At 67.4% G+C, this 22,542-nt stretch carries 24 protein-coding genes; 15 read left to right on the top strand and 9 right to left on the bottom strand.

All coding sequences use genetic code 11. From position 1 onward, the window contains the following. Positions 1-44: 44 nt before the first annotated feature. Entirely contained in the window at positions 45-950 is a 906-nt protein-coding gene (locus tag VXD91_RS08605) for a phytanoyl-CoA dioxygenase family protein (RefSeq protein WP_346415182.1), read from the top strand. On the opposite strand, the gene VXD91_RS08600 is transcribed toward VXD91_RS08605, so the two are convergent. Both VXD91_RS08600 and VXD91_RS08595 read right to left on the bottom strand, forming a co-directional pair. After that, entirely contained in the window at positions 902-1,129 is a 228-nt protein-coding gene (locus tag VXD91_RS08600) for a hypothetical protein (protein ID WP_346415181.1), read from the bottom strand. The two genes, VXD91_RS08605 and VXD91_RS08600, sit on opposite strands and share 49 nt — an antisense overlap. A 108-nt stretch (positions 1,130-1,237) precedes the next feature. After that, a complete protein-coding gene (locus tag VXD91_RS08595) occupies positions 1,238-1,930 on the bottom strand; it encodes a guanylate cyclase (RefSeq protein ID WP_318986265.1) in 693 nt (230 codons plus the stop codon). 49 nt (positions 1,931-1,979) lie between these two features. Here VXD91_RS08595 and VXD91_RS08590 point away from each other — a divergent pair, with 49 nt between their 5' ends. Continuing rightward, a complete protein-coding gene (locus VXD91_RS08590; RefSeq protein ID WP_090562611.1) occupies positions 1,980-2,150 on the top strand; it encodes a hypothetical protein in 171 nt (56 codons plus the stop codon). Here the strand turns inward: VXD91_RS08590 and VXD91_RS08585 are convergent. After that, complete coding sequence (locus tag VXD91_RS08585) at positions 2,108-2,938, bottom strand: adenylate/guanylate cyclase domain-containing protein (RefSeq protein ID WP_318986264.1); 831 nt, start codon at positions 2,936-2,938, stop codon at positions 2,108-2,110. The genes VXD91_RS08590 and VXD91_RS08585 overlap by 43 nt on opposite strands. A gap of 34 nt (positions 2,939-2,972) precedes the next feature. Further along, positions 2,973-3,860 (bottom strand): alpha/beta hydrolase, encoded by an 888-nt coding sequence (locus tag VXD91_RS08580; RefSeq protein WP_346415180.1) that lies wholly within the window; start codon positions 3,858-3,860, stop codon positions 2,973-2,975. A gap of 136 nt (positions 3,861-3,996) precedes the next feature. Here VXD91_RS08580 and VXD91_RS08575 point away from each other — a divergent pair, with 136 nt between their 5' ends. The 5 genes from VXD91_RS08575 to VXD91_RS08555 all read left to right on the top strand — a co-directional run bounded on the left by VXD91_RS08575 (position 3,997) and on the right by VXD91_RS08555 (position 8,931). Next, the gene (locus tag VXD91_RS08575) at positions 3,997-4,629 is read left to right on the top strand and encodes an Mce protein (RefSeq protein WP_346415179.1); all 633 of its coding nucleotides are present in this window, start codon (positions 3,997-3,999) and stop codon (positions 4,627-4,629) included. Then, on the top strand, positions 4,626-5,252 hold the full coding sequence (locus tag VXD91_RS08570) for a hypothetical protein (RefSeq protein ID WP_346415178.1): 627 nt from the start codon (positions 4,626-4,628) through the stop codon (positions 5,250-5,252). The genes VXD91_RS08575 and VXD91_RS08570 overlap by 4 nt, the downstream gene beginning before the upstream one ends. Positions 5,253-5,316: 64 nt before the next feature. Next, complete coding sequence (locus VXD91_RS08565) at positions 5,317-6,570, top strand: WS/DGAT domain-containing protein (RefSeq protein WP_346415230.1); 1,254 nt, start codon at positions 5,317-5,319, stop codon at positions 6,568-6,570. A gap of 9 nt (positions 6,571-6,579) precedes the next feature. After that, positions 6,580-7,095: a DoxX family protein gene (locus VXD91_RS08560; RefSeq protein WP_346415177.1), complete on the top strand. Its 516-nt coding sequence runs from the start codon at positions 6,580-6,582 to the stop codon at positions 7,093-7,095. A 108-nt stretch (positions 7,096-7,203) separates the two neighbouring features. Further along, positions 7,204-8,931, top strand: coding sequence for a DUF3556 domain-containing protein (locus tag VXD91_RS08555; RefSeq protein WP_346415176.1), 1,728 nt, complete (start codon positions 7,204-7,206; stop codon positions 8,929-8,931). On the opposite strand, the gene VXD91_RS08550 is transcribed toward VXD91_RS08555, so the two are convergent. Then, positions 8,921-9,718, bottom strand: a complete 798-nt coding sequence (locus tag VXD91_RS08550) for a GntR family transcriptional regulator (protein WP_346415175.1) — start codon at positions 9,716-9,718, stop codon at positions 8,921-8,923. The genes VXD91_RS08555 and VXD91_RS08550 overlap by 11 nt on opposite strands. A 219-nt stretch (positions 9,719-9,937) precedes the next feature. On the opposite strand from VXD91_RS08550, the gene VXD91_RS08545 reads away from it, so the two are divergent. Genes VXD91_RS08545 through VXD91_RS08535 form a run of 3 tightly spaced genes read left to right on the top strand, consistent with a single transcriptional unit; the run spans position 9,938 to position 13,039 of the window. Next, the gene (locus VXD91_RS08545) at positions 9,938-11,086 is read left to right on the top strand and encodes an acetyl-CoA C-acyltransferase (RefSeq protein ID WP_346415174.1); all 1,149 of its coding nucleotides are present in this window, start codon (positions 9,938-9,940) and stop codon (positions 11,084-11,086) included. Next, the gene (locus VXD91_RS08540; RefSeq protein ID WP_346415173.1) at positions 11,083-11,883 is read left to right on the top strand and encodes a crotonase/enoyl-CoA hydratase family protein; all 801 of its coding nucleotides are present in this window, start codon (positions 11,083-11,085) and stop codon (positions 11,881-11,883) included. Before VXD91_RS08545 ends, VXD91_RS08540 begins: the two co-directional genes overlap by 4 nt. A 13-nt stretch (positions 11,884-11,896) precedes the next feature. Then, on the top strand, positions 11,897-13,039 hold the full coding sequence (locus VXD91_RS08535; protein ID WP_346415172.1) for an acyl-CoA dehydrogenase family protein: 1,143 nt from the start codon (positions 11,897-11,899) through the stop codon (positions 13,037-13,039). A gap of 95 nt (positions 13,040-13,134) precedes the next feature. Here VXD91_RS08535 and VXD91_RS08530 read toward each other — a convergent pair whose 3' ends face one another. Together VXD91_RS08530 and VXD91_RS08525 are read right to left on the bottom strand one after the other, a co-directional pair. Beyond that, positions 13,135-13,878 (bottom strand): fasciclin domain-containing protein, encoded by a 744-nt coding sequence (locus VXD91_RS08530; protein WP_346415171.1) that lies wholly within the window; start codon positions 13,876-13,878, stop codon positions 13,135-13,137. Positions 13,879-14,011: 133 nt separating this feature from the next. Then, complete coding sequence (locus VXD91_RS08525; protein ID WP_346415229.1) at positions 14,012-15,232, bottom strand: MFS transporter; 1,221 nt, start codon at positions 15,230-15,232, stop codon at positions 14,012-14,014. A gap of 111 nt (positions 15,233-15,343) precedes the next feature. Here VXD91_RS08525 and VXD91_RS08520 point away from each other — a divergent pair, with 111 nt between their 5' ends. Then, positions 15,344-15,859, top strand: a complete 516-nt coding sequence (locus VXD91_RS08520) for a gamma carbonic anhydrase family protein (RefSeq protein WP_155902415.1) — start codon at positions 15,344-15,346, stop codon at positions 15,857-15,859. A gap of 57 nt (positions 15,860-15,916) precedes the next feature. On the opposite strand, the gene tet(V) is transcribed toward VXD91_RS08520, so the two are convergent. Beyond that, the gene (gene tet(V) / locus VXD91_RS08515) at positions 15,917-17,200 is read right to left on the bottom strand and encodes a tetracycline efflux MFS transporter Tet(V) (protein WP_346415170.1); all 1,284 of its coding nucleotides are present in this window, start codon (positions 17,198-17,200) and stop codon (positions 15,917-15,919) included. A 216-nt stretch (positions 17,201-17,416) separates the two neighbouring features. Further along, positions 17,417-18,208 (bottom strand): enoyl-CoA hydratase, encoded by a 792-nt coding sequence (locus VXD91_RS08510; protein WP_346415169.1) that lies wholly within the window; start codon positions 18,206-18,208, stop codon positions 17,417-17,419. Between the two features lie 122 nt (positions 18,209-18,330). Between VXD91_RS08510 and VXD91_RS08505 the strand changes: the two genes are divergently transcribed. The 4 genes from VXD91_RS08505 to VXD91_RS08490 all read left to right on the top strand — a co-directional run bounded on the left by VXD91_RS08505 (position 18,331) and on the right by VXD91_RS08490 (position 22,481). Continuing rightward, positions 18,331-19,425, top strand: a complete 1,095-nt coding sequence (locus VXD91_RS08505; RefSeq protein WP_346415168.1) for a CaiB/BaiF CoA-transferase family protein — start codon at positions 18,331-18,333, stop codon at positions 19,423-19,425. A 41-nt stretch (positions 19,426-19,466) separates the two neighbouring features. After that, a complete protein-coding gene (locus tag VXD91_RS08500; protein WP_346415167.1) occupies positions 19,467-20,219 on the top strand; it encodes a 3-hydroxyacyl-CoA dehydrogenase in 753 nt (250 codons plus the stop codon). After that, complete coding sequence (locus VXD91_RS08495; protein WP_346415166.1) at positions 20,219-21,220, top strand: nitronate monooxygenase family protein; 1,002 nt, start codon at positions 20,219-20,221, stop codon at positions 21,218-21,220. The genes VXD91_RS08500 and VXD91_RS08495 overlap by 1 nt, the downstream gene beginning before the upstream one ends. A 115-nt stretch (positions 21,221-21,335) precedes the next feature. Further along, positions 21,336-22,481: an acyl-CoA dehydrogenase family protein gene (locus tag VXD91_RS08490; RefSeq protein WP_346415165.1), complete on the top strand. Its 1,146-nt coding sequence runs from the start codon at positions 21,336-21,338 to the stop codon at positions 22,479-22,481. The last annotated feature ends 61 nt before the right edge of the window (positions 22,482-22,542 follow it).

The following is a 22,542-nucleotide window of genomic DNA, read 5'->3' as shown; positions in this document are numbered from 1 at the left end:
CAAAACATAACAGAACTTGGTTATGTTTCGGCGGGAGTGGAGCAATGAGCACTGAAGTGTCATCGCTGGCGGACTTGAGCGGCGACCTGGCCGGCACCTATCGCCGGACCGAAAGCAGCGGCGCGACCGTCGACCCCGCGATCGTCGATGCCGATCTCGCCACGATGACGCGCGACGGCTACGTGATCCTGCCCGATCTGCTCAGTGCGACCCAGCTGGACGAGATCCGCGCCGCCGTGACGCCGATGCTGGATCGACACGGCCGCAACGGTTTTGAGGGACGGTCGACCCAGCGCATCTACAGCGTCCTGAACAAGACAAGCGCCTGCGACGTCATCGCCGACCACCCGCGCGTGCTGGCCCTGCTGGACCGGATGTTCCTGCCGAACTACCTGCTGTCGATGCTCCAGGTGATCAACATCCTGCCGGGCGAGCAGGCGCAGATGCTGCACACCGACGACGGCTTCTACCCGCTGCCGCGGCCCCGCGCCCCGTTGGGCGCGGCGACCATCTGGGCCATCGACGATTTCACCGCCGACAATGGCGCCACCGACGTCGTGCCCGGCAGCCAGCTCTGGGGTGACCGGTTGCCCGGCGACGACGTCGAGCGCAAGCCCGTCGTGATGAGCGCCGGGTCGTGTGTGTTCTTCCCCGGCACGCTGTGGCACGGCGGCGGCGCCAACCGCACCGACCGTCCGCGGCTGGCCGTCACCGCCCAATACTGCGAGCCGTGGCTGCGGCCGCAGGAGGCCTTCACGCTGTCGATGACCCGCGACACCGTCCGCCGGGTGTCAGAAGACATTCGCCGCATGCTCGGCTACAGCATCCACCCGCCGTTCATTGGTCAGGTCGAAGGCATGCACCCGAAGCGGCTGCTGGAGATCGTCGACGATCAGGCGGATCAGTACGGCACGTCGGTAGCGCCGGCGGACGTGTCCTTCTCGTCGTGATTCGACTCGTGGAACCCGAAGTCGTACGGGTTCGGGCCCTGCTGCGGCAGGTCGAATTCGTCGCCGCCGTAAGGCACATCGGGGTCCGGGTCGGCGCCGGCTGTCGGGGCAAGGCTTATCGCGCCGCCGATCGCGGCAGCGGCAATCCACGGTGCTACGAGCGCAATTTTCATTCGCATGACGTCTCCTGCCGGCCTGCCGGTTACTGGGAATTTGCGCACAAATGCTAGTCCGGCCTTGACTGCGCTGACGGCGATTGAAATTATTCGCGGTTTTCGGGCCGCAGGTCAGGCGAGGATTTCGATCTCGGCGCCCAGGTGATATCCCGGCGTCAACGACAACGAATCGCCGCTCCAGAACGAGCCCGGGTCGAAATAGTTCTCGCGTTTCTCGGTGACCAGCAGCCCCATTTCCTCGTAGGTGATCGCCACCGTCTCGGCGCAGTACGCGGTCTCGAGCCCGGCTGTCCGCCGGCGGTTCTTGTCCCGCTCGGCGGATTCGCGAACCTTGCGATGTACCAACGGAATTCCGCGCGTGTAGTCGCTGATCACCGGCGCCCGCCCGCGGAACCACCGGCCCGTCAGCCGCGCCGTGGTCGGGAACGCGGTGCCGTCCATGCGGGCCACCACTTTCAGCGCCAGGTCCTCCTGCTCGCGGGTGGCGAACGGCGTCAGTTGCCGCAGCCAGCACCGCTGCCCGTACACGTACACCCACCGTTCGACGGCGGCGCGCAGATCGTTGAGCTGCACGCCGCGGTGATGGCTGCCGCTCCATAGGCATTCGAGTTTGTCGCCGAGTTCGGCGTGCCAGATCAGCGGCGGCAGGTCGTCGATGGCGACCGTCATGCCGACGTGGTTCACAGGGGCGTTGGTGAGCGTCTGGATGGCGCGGTCGGGCTTGGAAGCCCCACGGAACAACCAGATGTCGCCGGTCCGGGTTTCGGCCAGCGCCCGCTCCAAAGTCACCGCGTTACCAGTCATCTGGGCAGCTTAGACATTCCCCGGCGCTTCGCCCGGTCATAATCACTGCATGCGTGGCGTGTGGAAGTGGGTTGGCCTGGCCGGTGTCGCGGGCGTGGTCGCCGGTGGCGTGTTGGTCGCGCGTGATCAGCGCAAGCGCGAGTCATACACGGCCGACGATATTCGCGCCCGGCTGCATCAGCGGCTGGCCGAATCCGGCGGGAGCCAGCCCACGGCATAGAGCCGGTGGTCGCCGGCGAAGCCCTTCAGCTCCGCCACCCGGCCGCCGTCGAACGTGATGTCGGCGCAGGAAGCCGAGGCGGACAAGGCATCTCGCACGGCCTTGCTCACGAGCACCTCGCCGCCGTCGGCCTGGCTCGCCACCCGCGCGGCCATGGCGACGTTGCGGCCGAACAGATCGTCGCCGCGTCGCACCGACTTTCCGGTGTGAATCCCGATGCGGACCCGGACGCCGCCCGGCGCCTTCGCCAATTGCTGCTGCATGTCGATGCTGCAGCGCACGGCCTGCTCGGGCTCGGCGAAGGCGATCATGAAACCGTCGCCCTGACTCTTCACGACGAGCCCCGACTGCTTCTTGACGCACCGGCCGACCAACTTGTCGTGATGGTCGATCAGCCGTACCCAGGCCCGGTCACCCATGCGCTCGTTGAGGGCCGTCGATCCTTCGATGTCGGAGAACATGATCGCCACGCGGCCGGTCGGTGCGAGCTTGGCCAGGTCCGGTCGCTCCACCTCGGCCCAGCCGGCGAGCTCCTCGATGGACGACCACATCGCACCGCCGAAGCCCTCTTTGTTGATGAGGTTGGCGGTCTGCCACATCGTCTTCACCGCGGCGCGGCCGCCGGCCAGCAGCAGATTGGTGCGGGGTTCGGACGGCGCGCGCAGTTCCTCGATCTCCCGCCGCGCGGCCCGCAGCCGGGACCGCGTCACCCGCAACACGATGGTCTCGACGACAACCACCACGGCGAGTACACAGATGGCGACCAGCGAGATCGTCGAAACCGTCACCGCTCAAGTATCGAGGCGGCGGGCCGCGATCGGGTCATTGACGGACGAACTGCACCACAGCGTCGGTGAACGCGTCGTTGTCGTCGCCGGCTGCGGTGTGCCCGGCGTCGGACAGCTCGACGAACTGCGCGCCCGGCACCTTCTGCAGGAAGTCCTGCACGCCTTCGGTGCTCACCACGTCGGACAGCTTGCCGCGGATCAGCAGGATCGGGATCTCGAGGCTGATCGCCGCATGCTCGAGCATCTCGGCGCGCTCGAACGGGTCGTCGCCGGGCGCGGTGAGGAAGGCCGGGTCCCAGTGCCAGAACCACTTGCCGTCGCGCAGGCGCAGGTTCTTCTTGAGGCCTTCCACGCTGCGTGGCCGCGTGCGGTGCGGCAGGTAGGCGGCGACGGCGTCGGCGGCCTCTTCGAGTGAGGCGAACCCGTCGATGCCGCTGAACATGAAGTCGCGGATTCGGGCGCTGCCGCTCTTCTCGAAGCGCGGCACGACGTCGACCAGGACCAGTTTGGTGACCAGTTCCGGTCCGGCTTCATGCGCGACCGGCAGGCTGGTCAGCCCGCCCATGCTGGCGCCGATCAGCGCCACCGGCCGGCCGATCTGATAGATCACCTGCAGGGTGTCGCCGGTCAGGGTCTCGAGTGAGTAGTTCGCAGTGGGCGAGCGGTCGCTGTCGCCGTGCCCGCGGCTGTCGAGCGCGATGACGTGGAAGCCGGCGTTCGCGAGGATCTGGCCGGTGTTCTTCCAGGAGTGCCGGTTCTGCCCGCCACCGTGCAGCATCAGGATCGTGGGCTTGTCCGCGGCGGCTTCCGCGTCGCGGTTCCACTCGTCGGCGACCAGGGTCAGTTCGTCGATACCGCGGAATCGCACCGTTTGTGGATTGCTGCCGCCATCGGCCGGGGAAGTGCGTTCGTCGGTGCTCACTGGAATCCTCTCGTCACTTCTCCTGCACGTTACCGAGCTGTGCTAACTGAACCGAACATGACCCTGGTCACCCGGCGGTCTCTAGACTCGGCCGAGGTGTCGCCGTCCGGCCGGGCGTGCGGCGAGAGGAAGGCATATGGCTGACGAGCACGGGCGGCACAGGAATCCCGACGAGGTCGACGACGATGCGAGCGCCCCGGACGAGACCCCGGATGCCGACGACGACAAACCGGCCATCTCCGACGAGGAAGCCCTCGCGTTCCTGAAACACCCTGCGCCCCAACGGGTTAAGCAGGTGATTGCGGCTCTGGTCGTGGGCGTGCTGGTGGTGGGTGCACTGGGCGCGCTGGTGGCCTGGCTCGGTCAGCGTGAGCTGCAGCTGCGTCGCGACGACGCCCTGCACGAGATGTACCTGACCGCCAGCAAGCAGGTCGCGGTGAACCTCACGACCATCGACTACCGGCACGTCGACGACGACATCAAGCGGGCGTTGGACACCTCGACCGGCGCCTATTTCGACGACTTCAAGCAACGTTCGACGGCAGTCGTGGACTCGGTGAAACAGCAGCAGTCGGCATCGGTCGGCACCGTCACCGAGGCCGGCGTGGAGTCGGCGAACGACACCAGTGGCGTGGTCCTGGTGGCGGTGAAGGTGCACACCGAGGTCGGCAACGGGCCACCGCAACGCGACCGCTACTGGCGCGTGCGGCTGACGATGCAGAAGGTGGGCGACAGCGCCAAGGTCTCGAAGGTGGAGCCGATCCAATGAGCAAGCACGGGATGGATGAACCCGACGAGCCGGACGCTGCTGAACTCGAGGCGACCGAGCCGGAGCAGGATGCGGCCGAGTCGGTCGAGGTCGAGCCGGCGCCCAATGATCTTGTGCCACAGGTGAAGCCGCGCAAGACCGGCGGCATCGAGTGGGCACGGGTGACGGCGTACCGGGTCCTGCCGGCGCTGGCAGTGTTGCTCGCGGCCGCCGCGGGCGGGCTGTGGTACCTGACGGCGCGGCACGGCAATGAGGCCGACCAGGCCGCCGTGATCAAGGTGGCCACCGATGGCACCGTCGCCCTGCTGTCGTACGAGCCGGACACGGTCCGTCAACAACTGACCGACGCGCGCAAGCTGCTCACGACACCGTTCCTCGATGAGTACACGACGCTGACCAAGTCGGTGATCCCCGGTGCCGAGCAGCGGCGCATCTCGGCGGCGACGTCGGTGCCGGCCGCGGCCGCGGTGTCGGTCGAGGAGAACCACGCCGTGGTGCTGGTGTTCGTCAACCAGGTAGTCCGGGTCGGTGATCAACCGCCGACCAGCACCCCGACCAGCGCGCGGGTGACCCTGGAACGACTGGGGGGCCAGTGGCTGATCGCCAAGTTCGAACCGGTGTGACCGTCGTGATTTGTGCACGATTTTCCGCGGCCGGCGCGGATTTTCGTGCACAAATCCCGGGGTGGTGGACGTGAAGCGGATGGCGGCCGCCGACGCCCAGAGTTTCTGGATGTCGGCGAAAATCCCGAACGACATGTTCCTGGTGTGCGGGTTCGACGGCGTGCCCGCCGACCTGGACGCCGCGCTGGCAGCGGTGCGGCGCAATGTGTCGGCGTGCCCAGAGTTGTTGGTACGCATCGACGATTCGCATTCCTGGCGCTATCCGTCCTGGGTGCGGTGTGATGCCATGCCGATCGTCGTGCACGAACCCGGGGACCCCACCTGGTCCGGGTGCCTGAACGCCGTGTGTGCCCTGGCCGCGAGTGACCAGCTCGACGCGACCGTGCAGGCGTGGCGACTGCACGTCTTCGCCGGCGTCACCGGGATACCGACGACGACGGGCCCCGGCACCGTCGTCGTGGTGCAGATGTCGCACGCCCTCGCCGACGGCCAGCGCGCGACGGCCCTCATGGGGCGCATCTTCGGCCGGGATCAGCCGGTGCCGGCGGTGGTCGAGTCGCGGCTGGGGACGTGGGCGCTGCCGTACCTGGCGTGGCGCGCCAGTGCCGCGCACCGGCAACTCGTGCGGGACACCGAGTCGGGTGCTGTTGCGCCACCGGCGGATTCGTGGCCGGTGCAGCCGACCAACAACGCGCCGGTGGGCCCCGACGCCATGCGGACGGTGGTGCGTCACCGTACTGATCTGCCCGGGCCGACGGTGACGGTCGGGGTGCTGGCGGCCATCTCCGAGGCGCTGGCGGCCGAGCTGGGCGGGGTGACCGCGCTCGGGGCCGAGGTGCCGATGGCCAAGACGGGGGTCCGCCGGGCGTACAACCACTACGGCAACGTCGGCGTGGCCCTGCACCCGGATTTGCCTTTCCACGAGCGGGCGGCCCGGATCGAGTCGGAACTCGCCATGCGGCGGCAGCGGTTCGAGCATCCCGCGGCCGCGGCGAGCGGTGCCGCCACCGCGGCGGTGCCGGCCCGGCTGCTGCGGTGGGGCACTGAGCAATTCGATCCGCACGCGCGGTCGACGACGGCCACCGGCAACACCGTGGTCTCGAGCGTCAACCGCGGCGCGGCCGATCTGACGTTCGGCGAGTGCCCGGTGGTGTTGACCACCGCGTGCCCGGCGTTGTCGCCGATGATGGGCTTGACGCACGGCGTGCACGGCATCGGGGACACCGTCACGATCAGCGTGCACGCGTCCCCGTCGGCCTTACCGGATGTCGATTCGTATGTGGAACGGTTGTCTGCGGTGCTGGACGCCGGGGGCTAAATTCATCGCGTGACTGCTTACGCGTTCTCGATCCTGCTGCTGCGGGTGGTGCTCGGTCTGACGATGGCTGCGCACGGGTACAACAAGTTCTTCGGTGGCGGCCGCATCCCCGGTACTGCCGCCTGGTTCGACAGCATCGGCATGAAGCCCGGCATGCTGCACGCCCGGCTGGCTGCCGGCACCGAAATCCTGGCCGGCCTGGGCCTGGCTGCCGGCTTCCTGACGCCGATCCCCGCCGCGGGGTTCGTGGCGCTGATGGTGGTGGCCGCATGGACCGTGCACCGCGAAAACGGCTTCTTCATCGTGAAATCCGGCTGGGAGTACAACCTGGTGCTGGGCGTCGCGGCCGTGGCGATCGCGGGCACCGGTGCGGGCCGCTACAGCCTGGACTGCCTGCTGTTCCACAACAGCGGCTTCTACCACCTGCTGCACGGCTGGTGTGGATTGCTGATCGCCGTCGGGCTCGGCCTCGCCGGTGGTATCGGGCAGCTGCTGATCTTCTTCCGGCCGCCCGCGAAGGCCTGAACCCGTCGGTGTCCGGGGTACTGGTTCTGGAACGTCCGCGCCCTGGCCACGGAATCAACTATGGGGATCTGATTCCGTCAGACTAGAACACGTTCTAGTCTGACGGGTATGGGCTTTCTCACGCAGGACACTCCTGTCATCGACTTCGAGGAGTGGAACAAGGGCACCCGCGCGCAGAAGATCGTCCCCATGGCCCGGCACTGGGCCGAGACGGGCTTCGGCACCCCGGTGGCACTGCACCTGTTCTACGTCGTCAAGATCTGCCTGTACATCCTGGGTGGCTGGCTGATCGCGTTGTCCACCAAGGGGATCGACGGATTCACGAACGTCGCGGCGTGGTGGACCGAGCCGATCGTGTTCGAGAAGGTCGTGCTCTACACGATGCTGTTCGAGGTGATCGGCCTCGGCTGCGGGTTCGGCCCACTGAACAACCGCTTCTTCCCGCCGATGGGCTCGATCCTGTACTGGCTGCGGCCGAAGACCATTCGTCTGCCGCCGTGGCCCGGCCGCATCCCGCTGACGCGTGGCGATGCCCGGACCCCCGTTGATGTGCTGCTCTACGCCGCGCTGCTGGTCCTGCTCGTCGTCGCCCTGTGTTCCGACGGCACCGGCCCGGTCTTGCCCGGCGCGACCGTCGGCGTGCTCCCGATGTGGCAGATCTGGGCGATCCTGGGCGTCCTCGCCCTGGCCGGTCTGCGCGACAAGGTGATCTTCCTGGCCGCCCGCGGCGAGGTCTACGGCTCGTTCACCGTCGCCTTCCTGTTCGCCGGCTACGGCGTCGACCTGATCATCGCCGCCAAGCTCGTGTGCATGGTGATCTGGCTGGGCGCCGCGACGTCGAAGCTCAACCACCACTTCCCGTTCGTCATCTCCACGATGATGAGCAACAACCCCGTGCTGCGGCCGAAGTTCATCAAGCGCGCGTTCTTCGAACACTTCCCGGACGACCTGCGCCCCGGCCGCCCGTCGCGCTTCATGGCGCACTTCAGCACCTTCATCGAGGGCGCGGTGCCGCTCGTGCTCTTCTTCAGTCACGGCGGCTGGCCGACGTACATCGCCGCGTTCGTCATGCTGTGCTTCCACTTCGGGATCCTGTCGGCGATCCCGATGGGCGTGCCGCTGGAGTGGAACGTCTTCATGATGTTCTGCGTCGTGACCCTGTTTGTCGGGCACGCCGACATCGGCATCACCGACCTGACGTCGCCGTGGCCGCTGGTGCTGTTCGCGGTCGTCGCGGGCACCGTCGTCATCGGAAACCTGTTCCCGCGCAAGGTGTCTTTCCTGCCCGGCATGCGGTACTACGCCGGCAACTGGGACACGTCGCTGTGGTGCATCAAGCCGTCGGCTTCGGAGAAGATCGAGAAGAACATCGTCGCGATCGCGAGCATGCCCGCGACCCAGATGGAGCGGTACTACGGCAGCCCGGAGAACGCGCAGATGTACCTGTACATGGGCTACGCGTTCCGCGCCTTCAACACGCACGGCCGCGCGCTGTTCACGCTCGCGCACCGCGCGATGGCCGGGCACAACGAGGCCGACTACACGCTGACCGACGGTGAACGGATCGTCTCGACCGCCATCGGCTGGAACTTCGGCGACGGCCACATGTCGAACGAACAACTCGTCGCGGCCTTGCAGAAGCGTTGCCACTTCGAGCCCGGTGAGGTGCGGATCGTCATGCTCGACGCGCAGCCGATCCACCGGCAGACACAGCAGTACCGCCTGGTCGACGCTGCCACCGGCGAGTTCGAGCGCGGTTACGTGAAGGTGCGCGACATGGTGACCCGCCAGCCGTGGGCCGACGATGTCCCCGTGTACGGCGTCACTAACGCATGACGTCGCGGACCTTGACGTCCTCCATGCCCGCGAACAGCAGGCCGTTGGCGACGTCGAGGTGCTTGCGCCAATGCGCTTCGGCCGCAGCGGCGTTGCCGGAGCGCATGAGCGTCATCAGCCGCCGGTAGGACCGCATCAGGATGTCGTAGTCCGACTTCGACATCGGCCGGTTCTCCCGCATCGCGAAAGCGATGTGGCGGACGGTGATCTCGTGCAGCATGCCGGCGACGATGGCCAGCGTCGCGTTGCCGGACAGCTCGACCATGCGCTGGTGGAAGTCGCCGGTGGTCTCGGCCATGCGGCCGGTCTCGTAGCCGGACGGGACGTACTCGGCCAGCATGGTGTCGAGCTCGTCGAACGCCTCGGTGTTGCCCTGCTCGGTCAGCAGCCGTACGACGGTGGGTTCGATGCCGGCGCGGGCGGTGGTCACGTCGGAGATGGTCGCGCCAGAGAGCTCCAGCAGCAGGCCCGCCGGGCGCGCGACGATCTCGGGTCCGGGCACGCGGACGCGGGCGCCGGTGCGCGACCCACGTCGCACCTCGACCAGGCGCTCGGATTCCAGCACGCGCACGGCCTCGCGCAGGGTCGGGCGGCTGACTCCGAAGTGGGCCATCAGCTCGGCCTCGTTGGGCAGGAAGTCGCCTTCTTTGAGCTGGCCGTCGACGACCATGCGGCGCAGGGTGCCGGCCACCAGTTCCGCGGTTTTGGGGGAGCGGATGGGGCCGCTGGCCGAGGATGGCACAGTACGTGGGTCGATCATCGGCGACAACGGCGGAGTCTGCGCCATCTGGGCCCTCCTTGAACCGATTGTCTTGGCCTCCTGTTAGGCAACTCAGTAAACCATGTGAACGGGCGGCGGCCTGGCATTCAGCCGGCATTCGCGGAAATGGCGTCTGCCTACCAACTAGTAGGTTGACCTAGTAAACCTTCTGTTCTATGTTCGCAGATGTGGGCGCCTTTACAGGTGTCAATCCCGGGTCGATATTCAACGTTGAAGGAGAAGTCCGTGGCTGAAGCAGTCATCGTCGAGGCGGTCCGCTCGCCCATCGGGAAGCGCAACGGCGCCCTGTCGGGTGTCCATCCGGCGGAGCTCTCGGCTCAGGTGCTGAACGCCCTGGTGCAGCGCGCCGGCGTCGACCCGGCGCTGGTCGACGACGTGATCTGGGGCTGCGTCATGCAGGCCGGAGAGCAGGCGCTCGACATCGCCCGCACCGCGGTCCTGACCGCCGGCTGGCCCGAGACCGTTCCCGGTGTCACCGTCGACCGCCAGTGCGGCTCCAGCCAGCAGTCGGTGCACTTCGCCGCCGCCGGTGTGGTCGCCGGCCACTACGACGTCGTCGTCGCCGGCGGTGTCGAATCGATGTCGCGCACGCCGATGGGCTCGTCGCTTGCCAACGGCGGACACCCGTACCCGGAGGCGTTCCGCGCCCGCTACGACGGCCAGTCACCCAACCAGGGCACGGGCGCCGAGATGATGGCCGCGAAGTGGGGCCTGTCGCGCACCCAGCTCGACGAGTTCTCGCTGCGGTCGCACGAAAAGGCCGCTGCCGCACAGGATGCCGGCGCCTTCAAGGACCAGATCGTGGCGATCAAGGACCAGGATGGCAACATCGTCACCGAAGACGGCGGCATCCGCCGCGGCGGCACCGTCGAGTCCATGGCCGCCATCAAGCCGGCGTTCAAGGAAGACGGTGTCATCCACGCCGGCAACTCCTCTCAGATCTCCGACGGCTCGGCCGCGCTGCTGATCATGTCGGCCGAGAAGGCAAAAGAGCTGGGGCTCAAGCCTCTTGCCCGTCTGCACACCGGTGTCCTGGCCGGTGCCGACCCGGTGATGATGCTGAGCGCCCCGATCCCCGCCACGCAGAAGGCGTTGGCGAAGTCCGGCCTGAGCGTCAACGACATCGGGGTTTTCGAGGTCAACGAGGCCTTCGCCCCCGTTCCGATGGCCTGGCTCAAGGACATCGGCGCCGACGAGAACCGCCTGAACCCGAACGGTGGCGCCATCGCCCTCGGCCACCCGCTCGGCGGTTCCGGCGCCCGCATCATGACGACCCTGCTGCACCACATGCGGGACAACGGAATTCAGTACGGTTTCCAGACCATGTGTGAAGGTGGCGGCCAGGCCAACGCGACCATCCTGGAACTGCTGTGACCGCGGTGTCCGCCGAACCCGGAGCCCTCTCCGAACGGCGGGGCAACGTTCTGCTGATCACCATCAACCGGCCCGACGCCCGCAACGCGGTGAACCAGGCCGTGAGCATCGGTGTCGGCGACGCCCTGCAGGCCGCGCAGGACGATCCCGAGATCCGGGCCGTCGTCATCACCGGCTCCGGCGACAAATCCTTCTGTGCCGGTGCGGATCTCAAGGCACTCTCGCGCGGCGAGAACCTCTTCCACCCCGACCACACGGACTGGGGCTTCGCCGGCTACGTCAGCCACTTCATCGACAAACCCACCATCGCGGCCGTCAACGGCACCGCGCTGGGCGGCGGCTCGGAACTGGCGCTGGCGAGCGACCTCGTGGTCGCCGAGGAGAGCGCGAAATTCGGCCTGCCGGAAGTGAAGCGGGGACTGATCGCCGGTGCCGGCGGCGTGTTCCGGATCGTCGACCAGCTGCCGCGCAAGGTGGCACTGGAGCTGCTGTTCACCGGTGAGCCCATGACATCGGCCGATGCCCTGCGCTGGGGCCTGATCAACCAGGTGGTCCCGGACGGCACCGTCGTCGACGCGGCTTTGGCTCTGGCGGAACGGATCACGTCCAACGCACCATTGGCGGTGCGGGCGAGCAAGCGCGTGGCGTACGGCGCCGACGACGGCGTCGTGACCGCGGAGAAGGACGGCTGGCGGCGCACCAACCGGGAGTTCGTGACCCTGCTGCAGTCCGAGGACGCGAAGGAAGGCCCGCTGGCGTTCGCGCAGAAACGTCAGCCTGTATGGAAAGCCAAGTGACGGAGAAGAAATCGTGAAGCGGACAGTATTCGAAGAGGAGCACGAGGCGCTCCGGGAATCCACCAGGCAGTACATCGAGCGTGAGCTCGTCCCCAATGCCGAGAAGTGGGAACAGGAACGCATGGTCGACCGGTCGGCGTACGTCGCCGCCGGCAAGTACGGCCTGATCGGGTTCAACATGCCCGAGGAGTTCGGCGGCGGCGGGTCGGACGACTTCCGGTTCAACGCCGTGATCGACGAGGAGATCGCCCGCTACGGTGGCCCCGCGCCGGCGCTGAGTCTCCAGAACGACGTCGTCGCACCGTATTTCAAGCACCTCGCCAACGACGAACAGAAGGCGCGGTGGATGCCGGGCATCGCCAGCGGTGAGCTGATCCTCGCCGTCGCGATGACCGAGCCCGGTGCCGGCAGCGACCTGGCGGGCATTCGCACGTCCGCCGTCCGCGACGGCGACGACTGGATCATCAACGGCTCCAAGACCTTCATCTCGGCGGGCATCAACAGCGATCTCGTCGTGACGGTGTGTCGCACCGATCCCGAGGCCGGGCACAAGGGCTTCACGTTGTTCGTCGTCGAACGCGGGATGGAGGGCTTCACCCGCGGCCGCAAACTGGACAAGATGGGCCTGCACTCGCAGGACACCTCGGAACTGCATTTCGAGAACGTGCGGGTCCCGTCGGCCAACATCCTCGGTCAGGAAGGCCGCGGCTTCTACCACCTGATGCAGAACCTGCCGTCGGAGCGGCTCGGCATCGCGATCTCCGCGATTGCCGGTGCGCGCGAATCCTGGCGCCAGACACTGCAATACGCCAAGGACCGCAAGGCCTTCGGTCAGCCGATCGGCAGCTTCCAGCACAACCGTTTCCTGCTGGCGGAGATGGACACCGAACTCGACGTCTGCGAGCGCTACATCGACCGGTGCCTGGAGGGCGTGCTCGACGGCGACCTGTCCGCGGTCGAGGCGGCCAAGGCAAAGTGGTTCTGCACCGAGACCGCCAAGAAGGTCATCGACGGCTGCGTGCAGCTGCACGGTGGCTACGGCTACATGATGGAGTACCGCGTCGCCCGCGACTACTGCGATGCGCGCATCCAGACGATCTTCGGTGGCACCACCGAGATCATGAAGGACATCATCGGCCGCGACCTGGGTCTGTAGTCGGCTCGGCCGACGTGGCCTGTAAGCCCCGCAAAGCCAATCGGCGCCCCTGCACAACGTGGTGCAGGGGCGCCGATTTCGTTTGAATCTGTTGGCTACCGCGCGGCCGACGTGGTGGTCGGGGTCGCCGAGGTCGACTCGGCGGCGCTCGGCGCTGCGGAGGTCGACGTCGCGGTGGTGGCCGAGGTCGAGGTGGAGGTCTCGCTACCCGCGGCGGTCACCGGGGCCGGGGCCTCAGCCAGGTCCAGCACGGTGTCGATCACGTAGATGCGGGCGTTGCTCGCCTCGATCGCGCCACACACCAGCTTGGCGGTGTCGTTGACCTTGATGTCGCCGCCGTCGCCGGTCACCTTGATCTGGGTGCCCTGCTGCGTCGGACGCTGGCCCTTGACGGTGTCATTGCCCAGCACGCCCAGGAACACGTGGTAGTAGTCCAGGCTCGTCAGCGCGGCCGGGTCGGCCTTCAGGGCCTCCAGCTTGGCCGGGTCCAGCGCCGCGAAGGCTTCGTTGGTCGGCGCGAACACGACGTACGGGCCGTTGTCCAGCACGCTGGTGATGTTCACGGCGGGGTTCAGGCCGCCGGAGATCGCCGAGTTGAAGGTGCTGATCGCCGGAATGGCGGCCAGCGCCTGGCTCACGGGCTTGTTGACCAACGTCTTCAGGTCGGGCATGCCCGTCTTGACCTTGTCGCAGCCGGGGCCCTGGGGGTCCACCGTCTTGTTGGTCGGCGGCGGCAGCGGCGGCGGGTCCGCGTAGGCGGACACTGCCAGCGGCAGCGATGCGGTCAGGGCGGCGACGGCCGCGGTTACGCCCAGAAATCTGCTGGTGCGAGTCTTCATGGTTCGGCTCCTCAGCTGTTCATGACGCGCACCCCGCCCGACCGGGGAGACCCCATCCGGGGCGTGGCGCCCGTCGAATGGTAATGGCTGGCTCTGGGAAACAGCAAAATCAGCTACCGGCGGTCCGGTTTCGTCAGGCGGGGCTGACCTGCACTTTTCGAACGCTGAAGCACAGCAGCGCGGCGACCGCACACAAGCCTGCCGCGAGTTGAAAGGCCAGGTCATAGTTACCTTGCAGATCGCGGAGCCAGCCGGCCGCGGCCGCGGCGATCGCGGCGCCGACCTGATGCGCGGCAAACACCCAGCCGAACACCACCGGGGACCGATCACCGAAGTAGTCGCGGCACAGCGCGATCGTGGGCGGCACCGTGGCAACCCAGTCCAGGCCGTAGAAGACGATGAACACCCAGGTGCCCGGGTCGGCGTGCGCGGAAAGCAGCGAAGGCAGCAGCATCAGCGAAATCCCGCGTCCGACGTAATACACAGTGAGCAGCAGCCGCGGATCGACCCGATCGGTGAGCCAGCCCGAACAGACCGTGCCCGCCACGTCGAGAACGCCGATCGTGGCCAGCAGCCCCGCGGCGACGGTCGTCGGCATGCCGTGGTCACCCGCGGCGGGGATGAAGTGGGTGCCGATCAGTCCGTTGGTGGTCATGCCACAGATGGCGAAGCTGCCCGCGAGGAGCCAGAACACGGGCACCCGCGCGCCGATGACGAGCCCGTCGAGCGCGGACCGGAAGCCGTTGGTCGGCGCCGCCGTCGGCGCAGGAGGATGGTGGCGCATGACGATGAGGACGGGCGCGACGACCGCGAACGCGGCCGCGGCGACGATGAGGCAGGCCCAGCGCCAGCCGTGACGGGTCGCGACTTCAGCGACCAGGGGCAGGAAGATGAGTTGCCCGGTGGCGCTGGCTGCGGTCAGCACGCCGGTCACCAGGCCGCGGCGTTCGTCGAACCAGCGGGTGGCGACGGTCGCCACGAAGCCCATCGAGATGCAGCCGGTACCGATACCGACCAATACGCCCCAGCACGCCACCAGCTGCCAACCGGACGTCATCCGGACCGACAGTGCCGAACCGGCGGTGATCAGCCCCAGCGCCACCGACAGCACCGGCCGGACGCCGAATCGGTCCATCAGCGCGGCCGCGAACGGAGCGGTGACCCCGAACAGCGTCATGTTGACCGACATCGCGACGCCGACCGTGGCGTGCGACCAACCGAACTCGTGGTGCAGCGGAGTCATCAGCACGCCGGGCACCGCCCGGAAGCCGGCAGCGGCCAGGATCGCCAGGAAACTGACGGCGGCCACCGCCCATGCGGCGCGAGTCGGCGCAGTCGTCGAGGTGAGCGTCACCGCACCACTCTGGCCGGTGCGCCACGGCCAGGCCAGTGGCAGAACCGACACGAATCGCACAGATTGCGCCACGCTCCCGGCCGCGGTGGCGCGCGACCTAAACTCTGCCGCATGTCAGGACCGTTGATTCTTCCCATCCAGGGCCATGCCCCGCAGCTGCACGACGAGTCGTGGGTCGCGCCGACCGCATCGGTGCTCGGCCAGGTGACGCTCGCCGCGCGCGCCAGCATCTGGTACGGCACCACGCTGCGTGCCGAGTTCGAGCCCATCGAGATCGGCGAAGGCTCCAACATCCAGGATGGCTGCACGGTGCACGTCGACCCGGGTTTCCCGGTGAAGGTGGGCGCCGGCGTCAGCGTCGGGCACAACGCGGTCCTGCACGGCTGCACGGTGGAGGACGGCGCCCTGGTGGGCATGGGGGCCATCGTCCTCAACGGCGCGGTGATCGGCGCCGGCTCCCTGGTCGCGGCCGGAACCGTTGTGCCGCAAGGTTTCGTGGTGCCGCCGGGGACCATGATCGCCGGTGTGCCGGGCAAGATCCGCCGCGAGCTCACCGAAGACGAGATCAATCACAACCGCATCAACGGCCAGGTTTACGAGCACCTGCTCACGCTGCACCGCGGCTAGTTCGACCAGGGATTTGTGCACGATTTTCCGAGCCGGGCGCGGAAAATCGTGCACAAATCACAGGGGGTGGGCCAGTTCGTCGGCGCGCATCCTGGCCACGCCCCACGCGATGGCCGTCAGCACCAACGGCACCACGCCGGACACCACGAAAATCCATTGCATCGGAACGATTTTCGACAGCGGGCCGACGATCGCGTAGGACACCGGCAGGAACACCAGCGAGACGAAGAAGTCCAGGCTCGAGACCCGGCCCAGCATCTCGGTCGGTACCCGCATCTGCAGCAGCGTTCCCCAGATCACCATGCTGGCGCCCTCGCCGATGCCGACGAGGAACGTCGCGGCGAGCATGACCGGGAACGACCACGTGCTGCCGACGACGACGAGTGGCAGCGCGCCGAGGCCCCAGATCACCATCATCGCGGTCAGGTAGTGCCGCGGCATCCGCGCGGCGGAAACCGCAAGTGCGCCAACGGCGCTGCCGATACCGAACCCGGCCATGATGAACCCGTAGGCGCGCGGGCCGTCTTCGAAGCGTCGTTCGGCGATGAACGGCACCAGCACCTCGATGGGTCCCAGCACCACCAGCACGTAGACGCTCGCGACCAGCAGGGTCCACAACAACCACGGGGTGCGGGTCATGAACCGGAAACCGTCACGCAGATCGTGCAGCACGTGCTTGTGCTCGACCGGTTCCTCGTCGGCCCGGACGGTGCTCGGCCGGGTGGCCACCAGCAGCACCAGGCCCACCGCGAACAACACCGCGACCGTGGTCGCACCGATACTCGGGAACGTCAGCCCGACCAGGACGCCGGCGGCGGCCGGGCCGATCGCCTGCTGTAGCACCGGGCGCACCACGCCCTCAATACCGTTGGCCGCCAACAACTGTTCGGCGGGCAAGATGCGGGGGAGCAACGCGCTGTATGCCGGGAAGAAGAAGGCCGCGGCGATGCCGAGGCAGGTCGCCGCCACCGCCATGTGCCAAATGCGCAGCGCCCCAGTTGAACTGAGGACAGCGACGGCCGTCACCGCGGCGAGGTTGACGGTCTCGACGGTGATGATGATGTTTCGTCGGTTCAGCCGGTCGGCCGCGATGCCACCGACCAACACGAAGCACACCAGGCCGGTACCCAGGCAGGTCGCCACCAGAGACAGCGCGGCCGGATCGTTGTCCAGCGCGATGACCTGCAGCGCGGCCACGACCGTCCACATGCCCTCGGCGAAGATGGACAGCGAGACGGCCGCGATGAGCAGGCGGTACTCGCGGAAACGTAAGGGCGCGAACACCCGCCAGCGGTCAGTGGTCCGCGGTTCTGGCGTTTCGACGTCGAACTGGGAACTCACCAGTCCATCGTCCCGCGCCCGTCAAGCGATTTTGGCCGTACGTCGGTATGACCCATTGCCGCGAATGTGCAACCAGATCACCGGATCCGCGAAATCGACGCCCTGGTTGCACACTCGCGCACCCGCCGAAACGCATGACTCCGCGACTGTGCAGCCAGAGCGCGTCAACCGCGGATCTGGTGATCTGTGCGCACGCTCGTGGTGTGGACCCGTTCGCTACACGTCGGAGTAGACCGGCAGCCGGCGCTCCTGGAAGGACGCCACGCCCTCGCGGAAGTCGGCGGCGTTCAAAAGCTGGATCTGCCCGGCGGTTTCGCGGGCGAACGTGTTGTTCAGCTCGGTCAGGCTGGCGTCGTTGATGGCCTGCTTGGTCTTGCGCAGGGCCACGGCCGGGCCGGACTTGAGCGCCTTGAGAACCCGGTCGACCTCGGCGTCGAGCTCGTCGGCCGCGTGCACCGAGCTCACCAGCCCGGCGGCGAGCGCCTCGGACGCGGGCAGCTTCTCGGCCAGCAGCGCCATCCGCATGGCCCGGGCCCGGCCGATCGACGCGGCGACCAGAGCCGAGGCGCCGCCGTCGGGCATCAGGCCGATCTTGGTGAACGCCAACAGGAACGACGACTTCTCCGATGCCAGGACGATGTCGCACCCGAGGGCCAGGGACACCCCGACACCGGCGGCGACGCCGTGCACCACCGCGACCGCCGGCTTGGGCAGGTTCACCAGCGCCGCGACGGCCCGGTTGGCCGCGTTCAGCACCGCGGCGGCATCGAATTTCTTGGCCTCCTGGTCCTCGGGGCTCAGGCCCGCGCCCGAGCAGAAGCCCCGGCCTGCGCCACCCAGCCGGACCACCTTGACCGCCGGATCGGTCGCGGCCTGGAGCACCGCATCGCCGAGGAGTTCGAGCATTTCCAGCGACAGCGAGTTCAGCGTGTCCGGCCGGTTGAGCGTCACGGACAACACGCCGTCTTCCAGTGAGACCGTCAGATCGTCGGATCCGGTGTAAGTCATTCAGTACCCCAGTTTCATGGGCGGGCCAGATGCCCGCACTAGACAGACTTCGTTATACAAGTAAGCTATGTCGCGGTCAATAGAACTGGGGCTCAAACCGATCGACCAAGAGGTGCATTTAGATGGCTGGACCATTGCAGGGACTGCGCGTTGTCGAGTTGGCCGGCATCGGCCCCGGACCGCACGCGGCGATGATCCTCGGTGACCTGGGCGCCGACGTGGTGCGCGTGGAACGCCCGAGCAAGTCCGGCAAGCCCAGCGGCGACTCCATGCTGCGCAACCGCCGCTCCGTCACCGCCGACCTGAAGAGCGACGAAGGCCGCGAACTGGTCCTGAGCCTGATCAAGAAGGCTGACGTCCTCATCGAAGGCTTCCGCCCGGGTGTCACCGAGCGGCTGGGCCTGGGCCCCGAGGACTGCGCCAAGCTCAACGAGCGCCTGATCTACGGCCGCATGACGGGGTGGGGCCAGACCGGCCCGCGCGCCCTGCAGGCCGGCCACGACATCAACTACATCTCGCTCAACGGCCTGCTGCACGCCGTCGGCCGCAAGGGCGAGCGCCCGGTGCCGCCGCTGAATCTGGCCGGCGACTTCGGTGGCGGCTCGATGTTCCTGGTGGTCGGCATCCTCTCGGCGCTGTTCGAGCGGCAGACCTCCGGCAAGGGCCAGGTGATCGACGCCGCGATGGTCGACGGCTCCAGCGTGCTCATGCAGATGATGTGGGGCTTCCGCCGCCAGGGCATGTGGAGCGACGAGCGCGGCACCAACATGCTCGACACCGGCGCCCCGTACTACGACACCTATGAGACCGCCGACGGTAAGTACATGGCCGTCGGGTCCATCGAGCCGCAGTTCTACGCCGAGCTCCTGGCCAAGCTGGAACTGGACCCGGCCACCCTGCCCGGCCAGAACGACGTCGCCCGCTGGCCCGAGCTGCGCGAGATCTTCACCAATGCCTTCAAGGCGCAGACCCGCGATCACTGGGCCAAGGTGTTCACCGGCTCGGACGCCTGCGTCAGCCCCGTCCTGAGCTTCGCCGAGGTCGAGACCGAGCCGCACATCACCGAGCGCGACACCTTCTTCCGGTTCTCGCCCGAGGACGGCGACAACCTCGAGCCGATGCCCGCGCCGCGGTTCTCCCGCAGCGTGCCCAGCATCCCGACGCCACCTCGCGTGCCCGGTGCCGACACCGAGTCGGTCCTGCGCGACTGGGCCTGAGGCGCCCCACAGATTTCCGTAACAAGAAGGGAATTGCATCAATGCAGATCAAAGATTCCGTAGCCGTCGTGACGGGTGGTGCGTCGGGCCTGGGCCTGGCGACCACCAAGCGCCTGCTCGATGCCGGCGGCAGCGTCGTCGTCATCGACCTCAAGGGTGAGGACGTCGTCGCCGAGCTGGGGCCGCGCGCCAAGTTCGTCGCCACCGATGTCACCGACGAGGCCGGCGTCGCGGCGGCGCTCGACGCGGCCGAGGAGATGGGCCCGGTCCGCATCAACGTCAACTGTGCCGGCATCGGCAACGCCATCAAGACCCTGAGCAAGAACGGCGCGTTCCCGCTCGACGGCTTCCGCAAGGTGGTCGAGGTCAACCTGATCGGCACCTTCAACGTGATTCGCCTCGCCGCCGAGCGCATCGCCAAGACCGAGCCGGTCGGCGAGGAGCGCGGCGTCATCATCAACACCGCCTCGGTCGCGGCGTTCGACGGCCAGATCGGTCAGGCCGCGTACTCGGCGTCCAAGGGTGGCGTTGTCGGCATGACCCTGCCGATCGCCCGCGACCTGTCGCGTGAGCTGATTCGCGTCTGCACCATCGCCCCGGGTCTGTTCAAGACCCCGCTGCTGGGCTCGCTGCCGGAAGAGGCGCAGAAGTCCCTCGGCCAGCAGGTGCCGCACCCCGCGCGCCTCGGTGACCCCGATGAGTACGGCGCCCTGGCGCAGCACATCATCGAGAACCCGATGCTCAATGGTGAGGTCATCCGTCTGGATGGCGCGATCCGGATGGCGCCGCGCTGATGGGAATCCGGACGAAGTTCACCGAGGCCTTCGGTGTCGAGCACCCGATCGCCCAGGGCGGTATGCAGTGGGTCGGTCGCGCGGAACTGGTTGCCGCCGTTGCCAATGCGGGCGGCCTGGGTTTCATCACTGCGCTGACACAGCCGACGCCGGCGGATCTGGCCAACGAGATCGCCAAGACCCGCGACCTGACGGACAAGCCGTTCGGCGTGAACCTGACGATCCTGCCGTCGATCAACCCGCCGCCGTACGACGAGTACCGCAAGGTGATCGTCGACGCCGGCATCAAGATCGTCGAGACGGCCGGTTCCAACCCGGGACCGCACCTGCCGATGTTCCATGACGCGGGCATCAAGGTGCTGCACAAGTGCACCTCGGTGCGCCACGCCGTCAAGGCCCAGAGCCTCGGCGTCGACGGCATCAGCATCGACGGTTTCGAGTGCGCCGGTCACCCCGGTGAGGACGACGTGCCGGGCCTGGTGCTCATCCCGGCCGCGGCCAAGGAGATCGAGATTCCGATGATCGCCTCGGGTGGTTTCGGTGACGCCCGCGGCCTGGTGGCCGCACTGGCACTCGGCGCCGACGGCATCAACATGGGCACGCGCTTCATGTGCACCGTCGAGTCGTGCATCCACCAGAACGTCAAGGAAGCCATCGTGGCGACTGACGAGCGTGGCACCGAGCTGATCTTCCGCAGCCTGCGCAACACCGCGCGCGTGGCGTCCAACGCCGTCTCGCGTGAGGTGGTGGAAATCCTCAAGGGCGGCGGCCAGTTCGAGGACGTCAAGGATCTGGTGGCCGGTGTGCGGGGCCGCAAGGTGTTCGAGAACGGCGACCTGGACGCCGGCATCTGGACCGCGGGCACCGTCATGGGCCTGATCCACGACATCCCGACGTGCGACGAGCTGATCAGCCGCATCGTCGGGGAAGCCGAGGAGATCATCACCGGGCGGCTGGCCCGGATGGTCGGCGCGGGCGAAGCCGAACTCGCCGGCGTCTAGCCGCAATTCATGCGCTGAGGGCCGTGACTCCCACCGGGTCACGGCCCTCACTGCGTTCGGTGGCGGCAGGCGGGGTAGCTTTTGGCCAACGGCGACCCGCGTTAAGGACTTTGATATGCAGCGCAGCTTGTTCGAGGTAGATCACGACGACTTCCGTGCCTCGGTGCGCGAATTCGTCTCTCGACACATCGAGCCAAATGAAGACAAGTTCATCGAGCAGCGCTACATCGACCGTGAGGTGTGGCTGGAGGCCGGCCGCAACGGGTATCTGGGGCTGGAGGTGCCCGAAGAGTACGGCGGTAGCGCCGCGGGCGATTACCGGTTCAACACCGTTCTGTGCGAAGAGCTTTCGCGGTCCAGTGCCGCCGCGGCGTCGGCGTTCACCATCCATTACGACTGCGCCGCACCATATCTGGTCACGCTGACCACCGAGGAACAGAAGCGGCGGTGGCTGCCGAAGTTCTGCACCGGCGAGATGATCACCGCTATCGGGATGACCGAGCCCTCCGGTGGATCGGACCTGGCCGCGTTGAAGACCACCGCGGTCAAGGACGGGTCCAGTTACATCATCAACGGCTCGAAGACGTTCATCACCAACGGGACCCAGGCCGACATGGTGATCGTCGCCTCGAGAACCGCACCCGAAAAGGGCTCCAAGGGCATCACGCTGTTCGCCGTCGAAACGGGCATGCCGGGGTTCACGCGCGGGCGCAAGCTGGACAAGGTGGGCCAGCCCGAAGCGGACACCGCGGAGCTGTTCTTCGAAGACGTCCGGGTCGACGAGTCGGCGATCATCGGTGAGGTCGACCGGGGCTTCATCCACATGATGACGTTGCTGCCCCAGGAGCGGATCAGCGTCGCGGTGGCCAACCTCGCCCACGTCCGGCGGATTCTGGAAGACACCGTCGAATACGCCAAGGAGCGCAAGGCGTTCGGTCAGGCCATCGGCTCCCTGCAGTGGAACAAGTTCCTGCTCGCTGACATGGTCACCAAACTCGATGTGGCGCAGGCCTATGTCGACAACTGTGTGATGGCGCACCTGAGCGGCCAGTTGACCGCCGTCGACGCGGCGAAAGCCAAGTACTGGAGTTCGGTGGTGCAGAACGAAATCCTGGACAACTGCGTCCAGATCCACGGCGGCTACGGCTTCATGAACGAGTACCGGGTCGCGCGGGCTTGGAAGGACGCCCGCGTCACCAAGATCTGGGCGGGCTCGAACGAGATCATGCGCGAGGTCATCGGTCGCGACCTGGGGCTGTAGATGGCTGTCGGGTGAGCCGGGACCCGAGCCCGGACACACAAAAAGCCACCGACCGTATTGG

Source organism: Mycobacterium sp. SM3041 (genome assembly GCF_039668335.1).
In the GTDB taxonomy this organism is placed as follows: domain Bacteria; phylum Actinomycetota; class Actinomycetes; order Mycobacteriales; family Mycobacteriaceae; genus Mycobacterium.
The sequence above is the reverse complement of the archived record's forward strand: the minus strand, read 5'-3'. Positions and strand labels throughout refer to the sequence as shown.